We start from the raw sequence: 18,192 nt of genomic DNA on the forward strand, positions 1-18,192 counted from the left end.
ATTTCGAATTTCGTGAATATCCAAGGGCGCTTTAAAAGCGCCCTTGCTGTTTTTAACCTATTCGGTTTTATTCCCTACAAAATTTAGCGATACTGCCTTGATAACAATTCAAAAAGGTACTTCGTGATGCGCATTTTATTTAAATTACCGCTGGTTACACTCATTTTAAGCTGCCTTCTGCTCATTAATATGCCGTTAGCTGAGGCGCAAGAGCAGAGCATAGAAGAATTTACGGAAAGCTTAGAAAGACGAGAAGGCTTTTTTAATCTTTATGTTGACCAAGCAAAAGACCGGGTATACCTCGAAGTACCTGAAAATGCCGGTGCATTTATTTTTCAAAGTAGCCTTCCCCGAGGTGTAGGTTCAAACGATTTAGGCCTGGACCGAGGGCAACTGGGCGCAACGCGTCTTGCTCACTTCAGCTTTCATGGGGAAAGAGCATTACTCATTGAGAAAAATACACAATATAGGGCAATTACCGAAAACCAAGCAGAGCGTCTTAGCGTGCAAGAAGCCTTCGCCGAGTCGACATTATTTGGCTTCGACATTGTCGCTAAAACAGATGGCCGGGTATTGCTTGACTACACACCATTCTTATACACCGACATTCATGGCATTAGCACACGCTTACAAAGCCTGAATGAAGGACAATTTCGTGTTGACCCTTCACGCTCAGTGTTGTGGCTAGAGCGTACCAAGTCGTTCCCACGCAATACGGAATTAGAAGCTAAAGTCACATTTTCTGGAAGCCAAGCAGGCTATTACTTGCGCTCGGTAACCCCTGACAGTTCTGCGCTTACGGTTCATTTACACCACTCGTTTATTGCCTTACCGCCAGAAGATTATGAACCACGTGCTTTCCACCCAAACAGCGGCTTGTTCCCAAACAGTTTTCAAGACTATGCAGTACCGCTACAGCAAGACATGACCACTCAGTATGTGCGCCGTCATCGCTTGGAAAAAGCAAACCCAAGTGCTGAACGAAGTGAAGCAATTGAACCGATTATTTATTACCTTGACCCAGGTGTTCCTGAGCCAGTTCGCACAGCACTTATCGAAGGTGGCGAATGGTGGAACGAAGCCTTTGAGGACCTTGGTTTTATTAACGCATTCCAAATTCGCGATCTTCCTGCTGACGCAGACCCAATGGATGTTCGTTATAACGTTATTCAATGGGTTCACCGCGCAACTCGAGGCTGGTCTTACGGTTATTCTGTAGTTGACCCACGTACCGGTGAAATACTGAAAGGTCATGTAACTTTAGGTTCATTGCGCGTTCGTCAAGACATGCGCATCGCCCAGGGATTATTAGCGCCATTTTCAGAAGAAAAAGACACCGAGGCCCTACTAGCTGAAATTGAACGAGTTGCGCTGCATCGTATTCGTCAACTTTCAGCACATGAAATTGGGCATACCCTGGGTATTGCTCATAACTTTGCTTCGAACTCGCAAAACCGTGCGTCTGTTATGGACTACCCACACCCTCTCATCGAGCTTAATGAGCAAGGCGAAGTTACGCTGCAAAATGCTTACGCAACAGGTATGGGTATATGGGACAAATTCACAGTGGCTTATGCGTATAGTGAGTTTGCAGACCAAGAAACAGAACGTCGTGGACTTACTTCGTTGCTTGAACAAGCGCGTGAGCAAGACCTGCACTTCATTTCTGACCGTGACGCACGGGCAGCTCATGGTGGGCACCCTACCGCGCACCTATGGAATAACGGCGCAAATGCCACCGACGAATTAAACCGTTTGGTGAACATTCGTAGCCAAGTACTTAATCAATTCGGCCTTAGCAATATAGCCGAAGGTCAACCGCTTAGTGACTTAGAGCATGTGTTAGTGCCGATGTTCTATTTACACCGTTATCAGGTGGAGGCAGCAGCTAAACTAGTAGCGGGTGTGCATTACCGCTATTACGTTACGGGTGAGCAGCCAGTCGATCACACCATGGTGAGCAGCGAGCAACAACAAGCAGCGATTGACGCGCTATTGAACACTTTAGGTACCGACTTCTTGACTATTCCTCAGTCGGTTCAACAATTACTTGTGCCCAATGCATATGGCTCGTATGACTCTAGAGAAGACTTCCCAGGACGAATGGGGCTATTTAACGACCCAGTTACGATTGCAGAAGCGAGTGCGAACCATACGTTACAGCTTTTGTTCCATCCATTGCGTCTGAACCGATTACAGTGGCAACACGCAAATGACGCAAGCATTCCATCACCTGCACAGGTGGCTAGGCAGGCGTTGCAAGCAACTTGGGATACATTAGAAGACGTAAAAGACCCGATTTCACAGCGCACCGCTTATGTGACTGCGTATCAAATTTTCCAAACATCGATGAACTCAAACACGGCACCAGAAGTGCGCGCGGCCTTGCAACAGGTACTTCGTCACTCCGCAGATAAGCTTGCCGACGATGCCGATAGCTGGCGTTATGAGAGCAGTGCATTTAGTGCTTATTTGGCAAGATTGGTGAATCAAGCACTTATAGACCAAGAGTGGCCTGAAGCGTTTGCTCCTGCGGAGTTACCGCCAGGCTCCCCGATTTAGCGCGCTAATTATTCAAGGAGCAACACATGGCGTATTGGCTTATGAAAACCGAGCCAGATGAGTGCAGCATCGACGACTTTGCCCGACAAGCAGAGTCGCCGATTTGCTGGGACGGAGTACGAAATTACCAGGCTCGAAACTTTATGAGAGAAATGAAGGTTGGTGATAGCGTCTTTATTTACCATTCCAGCTGCAAAGCAATCGGCATCGCCGGAACAGTGGAGGTTGTGAAAGAGGCTTACCCAGACCCCACGCAAGAAAATATTGAGAGCAACCGCTGGAGTGCCGTCGACTTAATCTTCAAAGCTAAGTTCAAACGAGTTATTACGCTAAATGAACTAAAGTCTATTCCTGCCCTCGCAAAGAACCCACTGGTACAGAAAGGCAATAGGCTGTCGGTTATTCCCTTTAGCCAAACTGAATGGAACGCGGTTCACGCTTTTATTTAAAGTAAACGTCAGCATTGACAATATCTTTATGTAAAGATAAATTATCTCTACACAAAGATATTGAGGTGTTTATGTTCGTCCGTGATTTGAAATTAATATTTATCATGTTTGGTTTATGCGCGTTACTTTCAGGGTGCAACAATCCACAACCTGAGCTAAGCGAGAACTCCGAACAAGAGACAACTACAGATGTTGTTGAGTACTTTGAAGCACTGGCTAACCTATCAAAGTTTAATGGCGTAGTTTACTTATCTAGAAACTCCGAAGTATTAGTTAACAAAGCATTTCAAGCACAAGACTTTCCAACTCGAGGCGCCGTAACCCCAGAGTCAATGTTCCATATTGCCTCTGTGCGTAAACTCATGAACCAATATCTTGTCTTTCAAAACCCTCCCGTAGAAGGTTTCGCAGACATTCCCTTGGTTGAGTGGATAGATGGCGCCAATATACATCCAGCGTGGACCCTACGCATGTTGCTCAATCACGAAAGTGGCTTACCCCGAGGAGAAGCGCATGAGTTCGGCGACACCCCATACACGCTAGAAGAAACGAAAGCATTGATTCTTTCTCAGCCATTACGCACTGCGCCCGGAGAAGAGTTTTATTATTCTAACTTTGGTTACCTGCTTATCGATATAGCGATTGGAGAATGGTTTGAACAACACCCAAATGAAGTTTTTAGGGCTGAGGTTTTCGAACCGTTATCACTGACTCGAACTATGAATGCGAATGCAGCCTTCCAGCAAGATAACTATGCGCAAGGTTACTATTATCCAGAAAGCGACACCGCGGTTGCGGCTGAACGCTATAAGTTTCTGCAATTCGAAAGCGGAGATCTTTATTCGACGGCTCAAGACCTTGCCCAGTTTGTACGCCAAATCGAATCGCCAGATATTCGCTCCAACGGCATTGTTGAGCATGCCGGAGCCAAAAGAGGCTATCGTAGTTACCTTTATCACGACAGCAACCAACAACTTACTTTCGTGATGCTTGCCAATACAACAGCTGTTCCCATAACCGATGTGATTTCTGACATGAAGCGGATTTTTACAGGAGAAGCCGTACCTATTCCAAAAGAAATTAACCGTCAAGCTATCGCATACCAACCGTATATAGCGGAGCAAATTGCTGGCGATTACACGTTGTTGGTTAATGGCCAAACCCTTATTCTAACGTGCGACGCGAACGGCATTTATTTGAATGATCCGGCGTCAGAGCAAGCTCCGCAAGAGCTTTTATTTGAAAACGAAACCACACTATTTCACGACCCTAAAGTGCTCGATAGCTTTGCAATAGAGTGGCACAATAATCAGCCTCAACTTTTCGCAGTAGCTATGGGTGGCGCACGTTTCCCTATGCAGCGAGAACAAGCTAGGAGCTGTAATGACTAAAGCCAACGAAAACCCTGAACTAGCAGACTTTATGGCGTCTGAATGGCGCCGTGAGAAACCTGATTTACCGGTTGAAGATGCAGCGTTACTGGGTGTTCTAATTGGCGTAGTCAGACGTATTGAGCGCACAGGACAAACAGCATTAAAGAAGTACCAATTACTAAATAATGAACACGACCTATTAGCTTGCTTAAGGCGCAAAGGCCAACCCTATGCGGCTATAGCCAACGACATTTTGTCAGAAATTCTATTAACGAGTGGCGCACTCACCACTTGTGTGGACAGGCTTATCAAACGAGGGTTGCTTATTCGAGCTCAAGATAAGCATGACAGGCGTAAGCGTTGGATTAAGTTAACAGACAAAGGCGTTGAGCTTATCGACAAAGTCACCACAGAGCGCTTTCAACTTGCAGCTACCATTCTGCAAAACTTTAATGAAAACGACAAAGCGAAACTCAAACAGTATATTTTGCAGTTTGATGCCGCATTACTACCGATTGAGAAGCCGGAATAAGCGCCACTAGAAAACGTTTAGGTAACTTCCCACACCGCAAAACTCGTGCTAACTTTTGATATTGAATAATTTTCATACAAAAGAGAGTGTATCTGTGCGTCGTATATGGCTTCTATGTTTGCTCCTACTTTCCGCGCTTCCCGCTGCAAGCTTTGCTAGCCATCACACTAATCCTATTCTATCCATTGGTATTCCCCCCATCGGCAACTTCGAGTCGAATATGAATAGTCACCCCGAATCACACGCGATTGCCGTGGGTAACGAAGGCTTCATATATGTAGGAACAAATACCGGCATTAAGGTTTACGACGGTGAGAACTGGACCTTCATTGCCACTCCCAATCGCAAACTTGTGCGTTCGTTAACCGCGGGTAAGGATCGGCGTATGTACGTGGGCGGTTACGACAGCTTTGGCTATATTGAGCCAGACACCACGGGGCAACTGGTCTTTCATGACCTTTCGCAAGAATTTACGTCATTACGCACGGCTGGGTATGCCGATATTTGGGATTTGCTGGTGACCGAAGACGCTGTTTATTTTAAAGCTGTTCGGGACTTATTTCGCTATGACATAAACACAGGCGCTACGTCTGTGTGGCAGTTTGAAGGACGCTTCGGCGCCATTAACGCTTTCGACAATCAAGTTTATGTGCAATACCGTGGGTTAGGCCTAGCACATTATCGCCAAGGAAATTTTGAATTAGTAAGTGAACACTCACTTTGGCACGAGCATATCTATGATTTGGTCGGTTTAGGGGAAGACGGTTGGCTTGCCAATACGCGTAGCGGCCAATGGCTTCATGTAGATAACCCTTATCAACCTGAACAGGATAACTACCTAGTTCCTCAATTATTTAACCTAGATCAACTTCCAAGCGGCGACGAATTTTATGATGTCGCAGAGGTAGGGCCCGGACAAGTGGCTTTGGCACACAAGGAAGGTTCGGTATTCATTTTCCATTGGGACACCCAAAATGTAGAGCGCTTTCCCGTAAGCTACAACACCATTTTGCAACTTGCGGGCGGCTTCAACAATGCTATTTATGCGCTAGCAGAACAAGATGTTGTTCGCATTGAATGGCCGTCCCAGTGGCGTATTATTGGTCCGCAAACCGGTATTAGAGGTCGGGTTCATAATATTCGCAATTGGCACGACCGCTGGTTTACGCTCACCAGCGCAGGCGTGTTTGAACTTATTAGCGAGCCGGTGCCTCATTTCGAAAAGGTCAGTTGGACCAATCACGAAGCATGGGACCTCATGGAGCTCAATGGCGACTACGCTCTTCTTGCTGATAGTTATCAAATACAACAAGTCAGCGACGATGGCTTAACTCCGTTAACCCACGCCACGTTATATCCGCGCCTATTTCAAGAATCGAAGTTTCGAGAAAATTATACTTTTGTCGGCACAGAGTTGGGCTTAGCGATTTGGCACCCGGTTCACGGTTTAACATTGGAGTGGACCGAACCGGGTACGTTAGTGAATTCTATTGCGCAGCTTGATGCACAAACGCTATTACTTGGCACATCACATCGAGGAGTTATCGAGGTCACACTGGACGAGTCATACTCGATGGTGACACGTGTGCACTATGTGGGAGAAGAGAGCGGGATAAGTTATGGCTTGGCGCGAGAGGCTATTCTCTCTCAGTTTGACAGCCAACTCGTCATAAGTACTGCCAAAGGTCTTTATAATTGGGAAAACGGTACTGCCACACCCGAAGGTTCTGGACTTTGGGAAGCGCTAGAAGCTGAGCAAGCGGTAAGAATAGAAGGCGGTGTAAACAACGACTATTGGGCTTATAGCTTCAATTATCTATATCACTTCAATGGTGGCGATCCAGATCTACAAAAATGGCAAAACGTTCAATTTAATGGCTTGCTACCCGGGGCCATTACCACACTATTTGTAAACGACGCTTACGCACAATATGTGGTGTTAGGTAGCCATTCAGCATTAGTTACATTGCAACCGCAAGCGACTCAGCAAAGCTTTAATACTGAACCGGTTCGCATGAATAGTATTGTGAAAATTAAAGGCGATTCGGCTGAACGACTGGAGCTCAATCAGAATTACAACTTCGAGTCAGGCAGGTTTGCATTGCAATTTAACTTCGCCATGCCTAATTCTTCGGCCGTTGGTGAAACACTTTATAGTGCGCGTTTGGAAGGATACGAAGATCATTTTAGTGAGTGGAATAGAAGCACGAGAATTACCTATTCTAACTTATCCCCAGGTAGCTATTCCTTTATGGTAAAAGCACTTTCGCCCAACGGCGAGATTACGAAAACGGTACCGCTTAACTTTACCATTCAGCCTCCGTGGTATGACAATACGTGGATACGCGCTCTCGCTGTATTGCTTATCATCGCAATGTTATTCCTCGTCGTTAAATACTTCATTCGTCGCCGGACGCGTTTGTTAGCGCTCGAAAAACGGCGTTTAAAAGACATGGTGGAGGAACGAACCCAAGACCTTGCGAATGCTAATAAGAAACTTGAGTCTATGGCGAATGTGGACGGTCTAACCGGCATCGCTAATCGTAGACGACTTGATCAATTTCTTGGTGAAGCCGTACATCACTGTATGAGCAGTGGAAAACCATTATCGCTTTTACAAATCGATGTTGACCACTTTAAGTCTTATAACGACACCAATGGTCATTTAGCCGGTGATAATGTTTTGAAAGAAGTAGCTCATGCCCTACAAACAACGTTAAGAAGACAAGAAGATTTAGTCGCAAGGTTTGGTGGAGAAGAGTTTACTGTAGTTATGCCAGGAGCGTCTCAAGAGCATGCACTTGATGTCGCAGAAGCAATGCGACAGCATGTAGAGTCTACAGTGAGTCAAATTACTATTTCGGTCGGTGTGGCAGTAATGCAGCCTGAAAATATAACAGCACCGGAACATGCAATTCAGACTGTACTTGAGCGAGCGGACAAAGCCCTATATGAAGCGAAAGAAAGTGGGCGCAACCGAGTTTGCTAGTGCAGATTCCAGGGTAAGGAGTACGCTATGACTTGGAGTAACGAAGCAAAGCAGCTTTTTAAGCAACAGTGTTTAGTCAATGGGCAATGGATTTCGAGCAGCTCAAGTGAAACCATTTCGGTAAATAATCCTGCGTCTAACGAAACGCTGGGCACAGTTCCAAGCTTGTCATCTGCAGAGTCAGAAAAAGCGATTCATGCGGCACACCAAGCATTTCCCGCTTGGCGAAAGAAAACCGCGAACGAACGTTCGAGTATTTTGCGCAACTGGTTCAACTTAATCATGGATCACCAAGATGCCCTCGCTGAAATTATGACTCGCGAACAAGGCAAACCCTTAGCCGAAGCTTCCGGTGAAATTGCTTATGCCGCTAGCTTTATAGAGTGGTACGCCGAAGAAGGTAAACGCGTATACGGCGAAACGATTCCCGGAGCAAGTGAAGACGCACGAATAGTGGTCACAAGAGAGCCGGTTGGTGTATGTGCTGCGATTACGCCTTGGAACTTTCCTGCTGCAATGATTACCCGCAAGGTTGGGCCGGCACTCGCTGCTGGCTGCACTATGGTGGTGAAGCCCGCCTCTCAAACGCCGTTTACCGCGCTAGCTATTGCTGAACTAGCGATTCAAGCGGGCGTTCCCGACGGTGTCTTGAATGTTATTACCGGATCCGCGAAAGAGATTGGCGAACAACTATCCACGCACCCTCTGGTACGCAAAATAAGTTTCACTGGCTCTACCGCAGTAGGCTCTACATTAATGGCTCAGGCCTCTAGCACAATCAAAAATATTTCGTTGGAGCTTGGGGGGAATGCACCTTTCATTGTATTCGATGACGCAGACATTGAAGCAGCAGCCGAAGGTGCTGTGGCCTGTAAATTTAGAAATGCTGGGCAAACCTGTGTATGCACCAACCGAATCTATGTTCAGCGTAGTGTTTATCCTGAATTTCTAGCCGCTTTCCGAGAAAAGGTAGCTGCGTTAAAGGTAGGAGACGGGCTGGAGAGCGATGTAGTTATTGGACCTCTGATCAACAATGACGCAGTGAAAAAGGTAGAAGAACACATCGAAGACGCATTGAGCCAAGGTGGTTCGCTAGAATTAGGCGGCAAGCCTCATGAATTAGGTGGGTTATGGTTTCAGCCAACCATTGTTGGCAATGCGACTCAATCCATGAAATGCGCCCACGAAGAAACCTTCGGCCCTTTAGCGCCGCTTTTTATATTCGACGACGAAAGTGAAGCTATAGAGCATGCGAATGACACAGAGTTTGGGTTGGCAGCTTACTTTTATGCGCAAAATATTCATCGCATTCGCAGAGTGAGTGAAGCATTAGAAGCCGGCATTATTGGAGTAAATACGGGCTTAATTTCAAATGCAGCTGCACCATTTGGTGGTGTAAAGTCTTCAGGCTTAGGCCGTGAAGGTGGCCGCCACGGCATTGAAGAATATACCGAAATGAAATACTTATGTCTTGGCGGCGAAGCTTAGTTTTATTTAGGCTTTACTAATAAAGACTCGATGCTGAACACGTGATCGTCTTCGGTGTCGAGTTGCCGTAAAGCCTCTGCAAGTTTAAGTACATACTCGTCGTTAGGGCCACTTGGTCCTTCCGAGCAAGCTATTTGCTGCGCAATTTCTAGGTCTGACGCAGGCCCCAAGTAAGCTGCATTGTCTGGGCCAGCAATATAAACCAAACCTCTTTCCGACTCTGGCTGGTTACCGTCCACGAAATGCAATGCCGTTTCTATGCGCAAATAGCCATTCTTTTCGCGGTGATCAAGGTGTTCAAACACTTCAGGTTTAACTTGATAGGCCATACCTACACATTGCTGGCCTTGGGCAGGGATTAATGTAAGCACACGCCCCGGTGCTTCAGGGGTTCCGCGATGATCATGTGAACCCTGCCAGAACCGGCGCTGCCAATCTTCTATGTAGGCGGGCCGACGCTGCAGATAAGGAAAGTCTACTTTATGAATTAACGAACCATAACCAAAAACCCACACGGGGTGTTCTGGGTGTAAGGGCATACGGTTTTTATTTAAAGTTTGCGTGTCATGTGCCATAACGTTTAGTGAACCGTAATTTCTGGAAGCTTACCTTTCGACATCATATGCACTTGAAAGTGCACAGTGACTTCTAGTGACTCTAACTGCTCAAGCTTAATCAAACTTTCTTGGGAAATACGATACCTATGCGGCGTCATGGTAAGCAAGTTTTGAATATCAGCTTGTGTTTCCAGCAACACTTTATAGCGAATCGATCTGCGCTCAAAAGTTTTAAAACCTGTTCCAGCCTCTCGCTCATTGTCGCTGTCTTTCTTAACTTCAGGGTAAATAATTTCCCGTAGTTCTTTTAAATGGTCGCTACCGGGGTCAACCTGAATCAGCATACCGTCGCCTTTCATAATTCGAAAGAACTCTTCGTAAACTGCAAATCCAAATACGTTTAACACAATACTCATGGAGTCTGACGGCAGCGGTAATTGTGCGTTAGAAGCAACCACCCAGCTTAGATCTTTTGCTTTTTTCGCAGCCGACTGGACCGCCCACTTGGAAATGTCGATACCTACGGCATCCCACTCAAAATCGTCGTTTTCCCAACGTAAGTGCTCCAGCACTTCACGCAGGTAGAAGCCCTCTCCACAGCCGGCATCGAGTATGCTGAACTTATTCTCAATACCACTAAACGAGTCTTGATAAGCGCTGAGTAGCTTCGCTAAAAACGACGCCAGAGGCTCATAGTAACCCGCTTCAAGGAACGCCCTACGCGCGACCACCATGGTTTTACTATCCCCCGGATCTTTCGAGCGTTTAAAATGAGCCGGAAGTAAGTTGATATAGCCTTCTTTAGCACGGTCAAAATGGTGCCCTTGCGCACACGACCAACCCGCTTCATTTTCACTAAGCGCAGTTCCGTCGAGCGGGCAAATAAAGGCTTTAAATCCATTAATTTTCATATAATTGCTTTATAATCATGCTAAATATTAAGTGTGAAAGAGTAGTCGTACCCGAGCCAATAAACAACAAGGAAAGTCTATTGCCATGCAACTTATGCCTAATTTTACCAAAAAGGCACTTTGTTTAAGTCTGTTTTTGCTAGCTTTTCCGACATTCGCTAGCGAACCGGAAGAGCGCGTAGGGTTAGTGCTCGGTGGCGGAGGTGCAAAAGGCTTAGCCCACATTGGCGTGTTACTTTATTTAGAAGAACATCGTATTCCAGTCGACTTCGTGGTGGGCACGAGTATGGGCGCTATTGCGGGTGGCCTTTATGCGCAAGGACACAGTGCAGCTTCGCTTGAAGAACTAGTACTTACAGTGAATTGGCAAAATGTATTTACCGACCAGGCTCCGCGTGCATATCGCAGTATTCGCCGCAAAGAAGAAGACCGCTTATATCCTACGCAAGCATTAGTGGGCTTTTCTGACGGCGAGTTTAAGTTCCCTTCCGGTTTAATTCAGGGCCAGCGCCTGATGCCGTTGCTCCGCGAATTTTCGATTCGTGGTCGCGAGCTGACACACTTCGACAACCTCCCATTACCGTTTCGCGCCACCGCAGTAGACATAGAAACAGGTGAATTGTTGGTAATTGAAGATGGCGACTTAGCACTGGCTATGCGGGCAAGTATGGCGATTCCCGGAATTTTCTCCCCTGTGCACTGGCATAATAGATATTTAGTCGACGGCGGCATGGTAAACAACCTTCCTGTCGACTTAGCTCAGGAAATGAACGCGACTCGAATTATTGCCGTGGACGTGGGTGAGGACTTTCCTTCTTTCGAGGAGTTACAAGGACCGCTCGAGGTTATGGAGCAAGCCATAAACTTAATGATTCGAAATAACAGTCAGCAACAAGTTGCCCTGCTGAATGAAAACGACGTGCATATTGTTCCACAATTACTCAGCCTCGACATTGGTGCTGCTGACTTCGGGAAAGCTGAACTGGCTATTCGTGCCGGTTATGAAGCCGCTGAACAAGCGTCAGAACAGCTTTTGCCATTGCAGGTTTCGCCTGAACAATGGGCCAACTACAGACGTAGCCTTTCGGTTAACGCACAACCTCTTATTCCGCGTTGGTTTCGTATCGAAAATAGTGCTGACGTTCCAGACCAAATGCTGTGGGCGAACATTGCAACAGAATCGGGCCGACTGCTCGACCCAGAAACGCTGAATGACGACGTAGAGCGAATTTACGGATTAGGTTATTTCGACCAAGTTGACTACCAGATCATGTGGGAAGATGATGTGCCCGGCATTGAGCTTCGAGCAACGCCCAGAAGCTGGGGACCTGATTACCTAGGCTTTGGGTTAACCTTTGAAGAAAACTTTGACCGTCAGTCTAACTACCGTGCTGCAGTAAGCTACCTCAAAACACAGGTCAACGACTACGGCGCTGAACTGCAATTCGACCTTCAAATTGGCAATGAACCGGTGATTCGCGCACAGTATTGGCAGCCCCTTCGCCAAGACGCGAGCACATACACCAATACCCGCTTAAAACTGAATCGAGTGCGAATAAACAATACAGCCCAGGGGCAAACTCGCTTTCTTACCGAGATAGACCGCCAAACTCTAGGGTTTGATATAGGAACCCATTGGCGCCATACCGCCGACGTGCGACTAAGCCTAGACTTTTCGACAGGAACCTACCAAGAAAACTTTAGCACTGTTCCGGAACAAAGCTTTCAAACCGGTTCATTAGGCATTCGCGTTAATTTCGACTCGCTCGACAGCGTATTCCTGCCGACGCAAGGAACGTTGGTTTCGTTGCAGCACAAGTGGTTTCATGAAACTTTAGGTTCCGACGAGAACTTTCAGCAGCTTTCTATACAAGGTTTAGGAGCTGCGACATCAGGAAATCATACGCTAGTGCTAGGCGGCGAGTTCGCTACCACGCTTAACGGCGAAGCTCCTATTTATCAGCGACATCAGCTTGGGGGCTTCATGCGCCTTTCCGGCTATGAACGCAACGCTTTGTCCGGGCAGCATTCGGTATTTGGGCAAGCGGTATATTTACATCGACTAGAGGCCAGCAGGCAGTTTGGAACCTTACCTGTTTACTTAGGTATAGCTTTAGAGGCGGGTAATGTTTGGCAAACCAATGAAGACGTTAAGCTAAGTGATCTTACTTATAGCACCTCAGTGCTTGGCGTGGTTACAACACCCGTAGGTGCTCTTTACCTTGGGCTTAGCCAGAATAGTGACAGCAGAAATAGTGCATACCTGGCTATTGGACGACCATTTTAACCGTTACCCTGGAACTTGTGTAACAACCCACCATAAAGCGAAAACCGAAACAGAGACCCAAGCGCCAACCGCTACTACCAAGGCACGCCACCCGGTTTGCTTTAACAGAGCGGGGGTTAACCCGGCACCAATCAGGAAAATACACAAGGCCATTATTTTCTTTCCGCCCCAAGCAAGCCAGTCGTATGTTGCTGCAAACGAAGGTAACAGGCTAGAGATAATGGCCGCGATAACAAAACCACTTATAAACCATGGGAAGTATACGCCCTGAGATTCTCCAGCACTCGCTCCTTTTCGCTTCATTATCCATGCGAAAACAATCACAACTGGAATGATGGCTAATGCGCGCGCTAACTTTAATGTAGTCGCTGTTGTTTGTGCGCTCTCGCCATAAACACCAGCAGCTGCAACTACAGAGGCGGTGTCGTGTATAGCAAGTGCGGCCCATACACCAAACTGCGTTTGTGAAAGGTTCAATGCTTTACCAATACTTGGAAAGAGCCAAAGAGCGGCGGCATTCAGGAAAAAAACACAGCCCAGCGCTATGGCGATAGTAGCGCTTTTCGCGCGAATAACTGGGCTTACCGCGGCAATTGCGCTACCCCCACAAATTGCTGTTCCTGTACCGATTAATGAGCCGAGGTCTCGGTCTATACCCATTAAGCGAGCAAGAATAAAACAGCTTAGAAACGCAACGCCAATGCTACTGGTGACAATAAAGATATTGTTATAAAGCAGATTTCCCGCTTCTTGGATGTGTACGCTGAACCCCAATAATACAATAGAGGTTGCTAGCAGCTGCTTCGCCCATTTACTCAAGGGCAAGTGCGTAGGTACCCAGCCGAGTAAAGCAAACACGATTCCCGCCAACAACGCAATTTGAGCACTAATCACCGAGAAAAGCGCCAATAAGGCCGTGAAAATAAATAAAATGTGGGTAATATGAATCATAAGAGCGCTAGATTACTAAATAACGATAATTAAATCGACAACAAACAGCAGGCAGGTTTCAACGTGGTTCAGAAAAGTTCGCAGAGGGTTTTTATTACCGGAGGAGCTAACGGCTTAGGTTTGGCGTTGGCGAAACATTACGCATCTGAAGGCGCTACAGTGTGTATCGCCGACCTCGACGAAGAGGCAGGAGCTAAAGCCTTAGAGCAACTTCAAGCTATCTCGCCTTCAGCACTCTTTACACCGTGTGACGTAACCCAGAGCGAAGACCTTCAGCGTGTAGCCCAGGAACTTATGGATACGTGGGGCGGCGTCGACATTGTTTTTAATAACGCCGGGGTAGCTCAGGTCGGAAATATCGAGGACGTGTCTGATGAAGATTGGCGTTGGATTATTGACATTAACCTTATGGGTGTAGTGCGCGGTTGCCGCACATTTACCCCTATGTTTAAGAAGCAGGGGCACGGCTACTTTGTGAATGTGGCGTCACTTGCTGGCTTGCTTGATGTGCCCTCTATGTCTGCATATAACGCCACAAAAGCTTCTGTGGTTTCTCTTTCAGAAACTCTACAGCATGAACTTGCCCCAGCAAACATCAGTGTAAGCGTAGTTTGCCCTTCATTTTTCCAAACCAACCTTGGCCAAGGTATGCGCTCGACCGTGCCAGGCATGCAACAAAAGCTAGACCGACTCATGAGCAAAAGCGAGATAAATGCTGAAGATGTGGCAAAAATCATTGCAGAAGGTATACAGCATAATAAGTTTTATATACTTCCGCACAAAAGCTCTCGCAAGTTCTGGCGCATGAAAAAATGGTTACCTAGAGCTTGGTATGCGCGCATGATGGCTAAAGGAAACAAGAAGAAACGTTAACTAACCACAAGTTTTCTTTGTTCCTCAAGCCCCATGGCCAGCAGTATTGGGCTTTTGTCTTGGCGGGCAATAAAGTCGTCTTTATTTGCCAGGTTTTGCCACTTCTCGTTGATCATAACCTGCGCCACAGCTCCACCCATAGTGCTACCCGGCCCTGTTAGAATCACAGTGTCGGGAGCGAACTCTCTTAACGCCACACTTACCGCTTTAGAGAACCCGTAGGTTTGCGTTACTTGATTATTCAGTGTGTACTCACGCAAGGCACTGGGTTGGGTCAGTTGCGGTTGCCAAACTCGGCCGTCGCCGTCGACTAAAGGCACGTGGGGAGAGGCAAAAAAATCATCGCCAAAGTAATCGAAGGCTTTCTCACTTGCTCGCTGCATAAGCGGCGTGTGGAATGCACTATGACCTGGCAATTCCATGGGAAACTGGTCGTCGATCACAGGTAGTTTTTGTTTAGCTTCGCGAATAGCTGCATGACTGCCAGCTAATACCGCATAACCGCCAAACTCGATAGACATATAAAGCTGGTTTTCAGAACTACTTTGGCTTGCAGCAATGATGTTTTTCACATCTTGCACACGAGTGTCATCTAACTCCCACTGCTCATTCACTAAGGGATAAATAAGCTGACCACCTAAGTCTGCACCCTGAGTGAAGTCTGACATTGTCGAGACCAGATCGAAGCCTTGTTGCGCTTCTACTGCTTGGGCGCATGTTAAAGCTATATACCAGCCCATGCTATTGCCCGTAACCGCAACAATGTCATACTTATCACGGTCGATGCTTAGAAAATCGGCGTAAGCACAAGACATTATGAGAGGAGCAGCATTTTGCGCCTGCAAATGTTCTTTGCTTTTAAAGACATTTGCCGAGTCTAGCGAGGCGAGCGTTGCTTTACCTTGTTGCTGGCGTAATGCATCAAACTCATCTAACAGGTTTTTCTTGTCTGCATGATAGCGAGCTAAGTAACCGAGTTCTTTACGGTTATAAGTTCCCCGCCCAGGACAAATAACGACTGCTCTTTGCTTAGTCATTCACCACCTCTTCTGCCGCATGAATAATTTGCTCTACACTTGGCAATACGTGGTATGCCGCCTTCGCAAGTGGAATAAAGCTGTCGTCCGCAGTAATACGTTGCACATGAAGGCTTTCATTTGCCATTTGTTCCTGGAAGAAAGTCATTAGGCCCTCAGACGGAGAGCCTGACTTTCTACACTCATCTACAATAAGTACCTTTCTGTGATCACCTAAAGCATTTTTCAATGACTCGAGAGGTAACGGATGTAACCAATTGAGGTCAATAACCGTTGCTTTTATCCCTCTATCTTCTAACTTACGCTGCGCCTGGCAACTTAAATAGAAACCATTTGCATAACTGACTATTGCGATGTCAGCTCCATCGCCTTGGGTCGAAACTTCACCATACGTAATAACTTCATTTGGCTCTGGGTAGTCACGGAGCCATAGGTTGTCCCCTGCTTCGTGAAGATCTTTAGTGTTGTAGAGGGCTATCGGCTCAAGGAAAATGACCACTCGCTTTTGCTCGTCCGCTAACCTTACGCACTCACGCACCATTTTAGCGGCACTTGCGCCGTTTGAAGGACATGCAAGTACCACACCTGGCAAATCTCGAAACAATGCAATGCTGTTGTCGTTATGAAAATGTCCGCCGAAACCCTTCTGATAGGCTAGGCCCGCTATACGAATAACCATCGGGTTATTGAACTTGGCAGAACTAAAGAATTGGAGCGTTGCAGCTTCACCACGAATTTGGTCTTCCGCGTTGTGTACATAGGCAAGAAATTGAATCTCGGGCATCGCTAGAAAGCCATTATGCGCCGTACCGATGGCTAGCCCTAGAATACTTTGCTCGTCGAGCAACGTATTGATGACACGGTTCTTACCAAAGCTTTGTACCAAACGACTAGTTACTCCGTACACACCTCCCTTCTTACCGATGTCTTCACCCATCATGACGATTTTGGGGTACTGGTACATAAGGTCGTGTAATGCCCAATTCATCAGCTTGTTCAGGCTTTGTGGCTTGCCCAGATTATGCTTTTCATGACCAAACAGCCGCTCTCTTGCTGGGCCCTCGGCTACGGGCGGGCTTTCAAGCGGTGGGTGGCTGGGTGCAAGGTCTCTCATTACCTCTGCAGCGTCTTTTAGTTTTGGACGCGAAACCACGTATTTACCTACCTGCTGGATACGTTGATAGGTTCCTTCTACAAACCTTTTCAGCGCTTCACGATTTGATATTTCATAGTGCTCAAGAAGGGCTAGGCTGGTGCGAAGCGGGTCTTGTGTTTCGTTATGCGCTATTTGCTCTTTGCTTAGGTAAGTCATTTCCGCATCTGAGCCAGCATGACCATACAAACGCACACAATGCATATGTAAAAACACCGGTTTACGGTGAATACGTGCAATACGTTCGGCTCGTTTCGTCGCTGCATACACATCGAGTAAGTTTCTGCCGTCGCAACTCTCGTAATGCAACCCCGCCCGAGACTTAAAATTCATTTCTATCCAGCGCGGTGGAGTTGCCGTACTAATGCCTATGCCATTGTCTTCACACAACATAATTGCTGGCACAGGAACACTTTGGAACGACGCCCAGCATGCTGCGTTAATTGCACCTTGCGTTGTACTGTGATTGGCAGAAGCGTCGCCAAAACTACAGAGCACAACACTGTCGTTAGGCACATTACCTTGATGGTTCATTCTACGCGCTAAGTCTATGCTGTAAGCCATTCCCATAGACTTAGGTAAATGCGAGCCGATAGTACTCGTTTGCGGAGGTACATAGAGCGTATGAGAGCCAAGCACCTTATGACGTCCAGAGGAGATCGGGTCTTCTGAGCTTGCGGTGAAACTGAGTAGCATGTCATGTATTGGCGTACTGCCTTTTTGCTTGCGTTGCCGCTCTACAAAAAAGGCGCCCGACCGATAATGTAAAAAAGCCATGTCGTTAATACGAAGCGCCGAAGCCACTGCAGCATTACCCTCATGACCTGCAGAACCAATGGTGTAGAAGCTTTCGCCTGCGGCCTGCAACTCACGGCTATGTAAGTCGAGCAATCGGCTTACAATCTGACTTTCGACCATGTCTGCTAACGCTTGCTTAGTGAGTCCTAAACTCTCTAAATCTGGCGTATATGCGGGCTCAGGTAATGGCGTGTCGAACAACACGCCATTCAAACGCTCGAATAAACTCATG

Annotated in this window: 13 protein-coding genes; 8 read left to right on the forward strand and 5 right to left on the reverse strand. The window is 47.0% G+C overall.

Features of this window, described 5'->3' with window-relative positions:
• Positions 1 to 126: 126 nt before the first annotated feature.
• The 6 genes from DQX04_RS08710 to DQX04_RS08735 all read left to right on the forward strand — a co-directional run bounded on the left by DQX04_RS08710 (position 127) and on the right by DQX04_RS08735 (position 9,393).
• Entirely contained in the window at positions 127 to 2,562 is a 2,436-nt protein-coding gene (locus tag DQX04_RS08710; RefSeq protein ID WP_111915496.1) for a zinc-dependent metalloprotease, read from the forward strand.
• Between the two features lie 26 nt (positions 2,563 to 2,588).
• A complete protein-coding gene (locus DQX04_RS08715) occupies positions 2,589 to 3,011 on the forward strand; it encodes an EVE domain-containing protein (protein ID WP_111915497.1) in 423 nt (140 codons plus the stop codon).
• Between the two features lie 71 nt (positions 3,012 to 3,082).
• On the forward strand, positions 3,083 to 4,402 hold the full coding sequence (locus DQX04_RS08720; protein ID WP_111915498.1) for a serine hydrolase: 1,320 nt from the start codon (positions 3,083 to 3,085) through the stop codon (positions 4,400 to 4,402).
• Positions 4,395 to 4,916: a MarR family winged helix-turn-helix transcriptional regulator gene (locus DQX04_RS08725; protein WP_111915499.1), complete on the forward strand. Its 522-nt coding sequence runs from the start codon at positions 4,395 to 4,397 to the stop codon at positions 4,914 to 4,916. Before DQX04_RS08720 ends, DQX04_RS08725 begins: the two co-directional genes overlap by 8 nt.
• A 94-nt stretch (positions 4,917 to 5,010) precedes the next feature.
• Positions 5,011 to 7,905 carry a GGDEF domain-containing protein gene (locus DQX04_RS08730; protein ID WP_111915500.1) on the forward strand — a complete coding sequence of 965 codons (2,895 nt, stop codon included), beginning with the start codon at positions 5,011 to 5,013 and terminating at the stop codon, positions 7,903 to 7,905.
• Positions 7,906 to 7,932: 27 nt separating this feature from the next.
• On the forward strand, positions 7,933 to 9,393 hold the full coding sequence (locus DQX04_RS08735) for an NAD-dependent succinate-semialdehyde dehydrogenase (protein WP_111915501.1): 1,461 nt from the start codon (positions 7,933 to 7,935) through the stop codon (positions 9,391 to 9,393).
• A 2-nt stretch (positions 9,394 to 9,395) separates the two neighbouring features.
• Here DQX04_RS08735 and DQX04_RS08740 read toward each other — a convergent pair whose 3' ends face one another.
• Positions 9,396 to 9,968 carry a gamma-glutamylcyclotransferase gene (locus DQX04_RS08740; protein ID WP_111915502.1) on the reverse strand — a complete coding sequence of 191 codons (573 nt, stop codon included), beginning with the start codon at positions 9,966 to 9,968 and terminating at the stop codon, positions 9,396 to 9,398.
• Positions 9,969 to 9,973: 5 nt separating this feature from the next.
• Positions 9,974 to 10,861, reverse strand: a complete 888-nt coding sequence (locus DQX04_RS08745) for a putative RNA methyltransferase (RefSeq protein ID WP_111915503.1) — start codon at positions 10,859 to 10,861, stop codon at positions 9,974 to 9,976.
• A gap of 85 nt (positions 10,862 to 10,946) precedes the next feature.
• Here DQX04_RS08745 and DQX04_RS08750 point away from each other — a divergent pair, with 85 nt between their 5' ends.
• A complete protein-coding gene (locus tag DQX04_RS08750; RefSeq protein ID WP_111915504.1) occupies positions 10,947 to 13,148 on the forward strand; it encodes a patatin-like phospholipase family protein in 2,202 nt (733 codons plus the stop codon).
• A 3-nt stretch (positions 13,149 to 13,151) separates the two neighbouring features.
• Here the strand turns inward: DQX04_RS08750 and DQX04_RS08755 are convergent, their stop codons facing one another.
• Positions 13,152 to 14,099, reverse strand: a complete 948-nt coding sequence (locus tag DQX04_RS08755; protein ID WP_111915505.1) for a YeiH family protein — start codon at positions 14,097 to 14,099, stop codon at positions 13,152 to 13,154.
• 63 nt (positions 14,100 to 14,162) lie between these two features.
• On the opposite strand from DQX04_RS08755, the gene DQX04_RS08760 reads away from it, so the two are divergent.
• On the forward strand, positions 14,163 to 14,972 hold the full coding sequence (locus tag DQX04_RS08760; RefSeq protein WP_111915506.1) for an SDR family oxidoreductase: 810 nt from the start codon (positions 14,163 to 14,165) through the stop codon (positions 14,970 to 14,972).
• On the opposite strand, the gene DQX04_RS08765 is transcribed toward DQX04_RS08760, so the two are convergent.
• Positions 14,969 to 16,009, reverse strand: a complete 1,041-nt coding sequence (locus DQX04_RS08765) for a hypothetical protein (protein WP_111915507.1) — start codon at positions 16,007 to 16,009, stop codon at positions 14,969 to 14,971. The genes DQX04_RS08760 and DQX04_RS08765 overlap by 4 nt on opposite strands.
• Positions 16,002 to 18,191, reverse strand: a complete 2,190-nt coding sequence (locus tag DQX04_RS08770; RefSeq protein WP_111915508.1) for a thiamine pyrophosphate-dependent enzyme — start codon at positions 18,189 to 18,191, stop codon at positions 16,002 to 16,004. The genes DQX04_RS08765 and DQX04_RS08770 overlap by 8 nt, the downstream gene beginning before the upstream one ends.
• Between the last annotated feature and the right edge of the window lies 1 nt (position 18,192).

Source organism: Aliidiomarina sp. B3213, assembly GCF_003290085.1.
Taxonomy (GTDB): domain Bacteria; phylum Pseudomonadota; class Gammaproteobacteria; order Enterobacterales; family Alteromonadaceae; genus Aliidiomarina.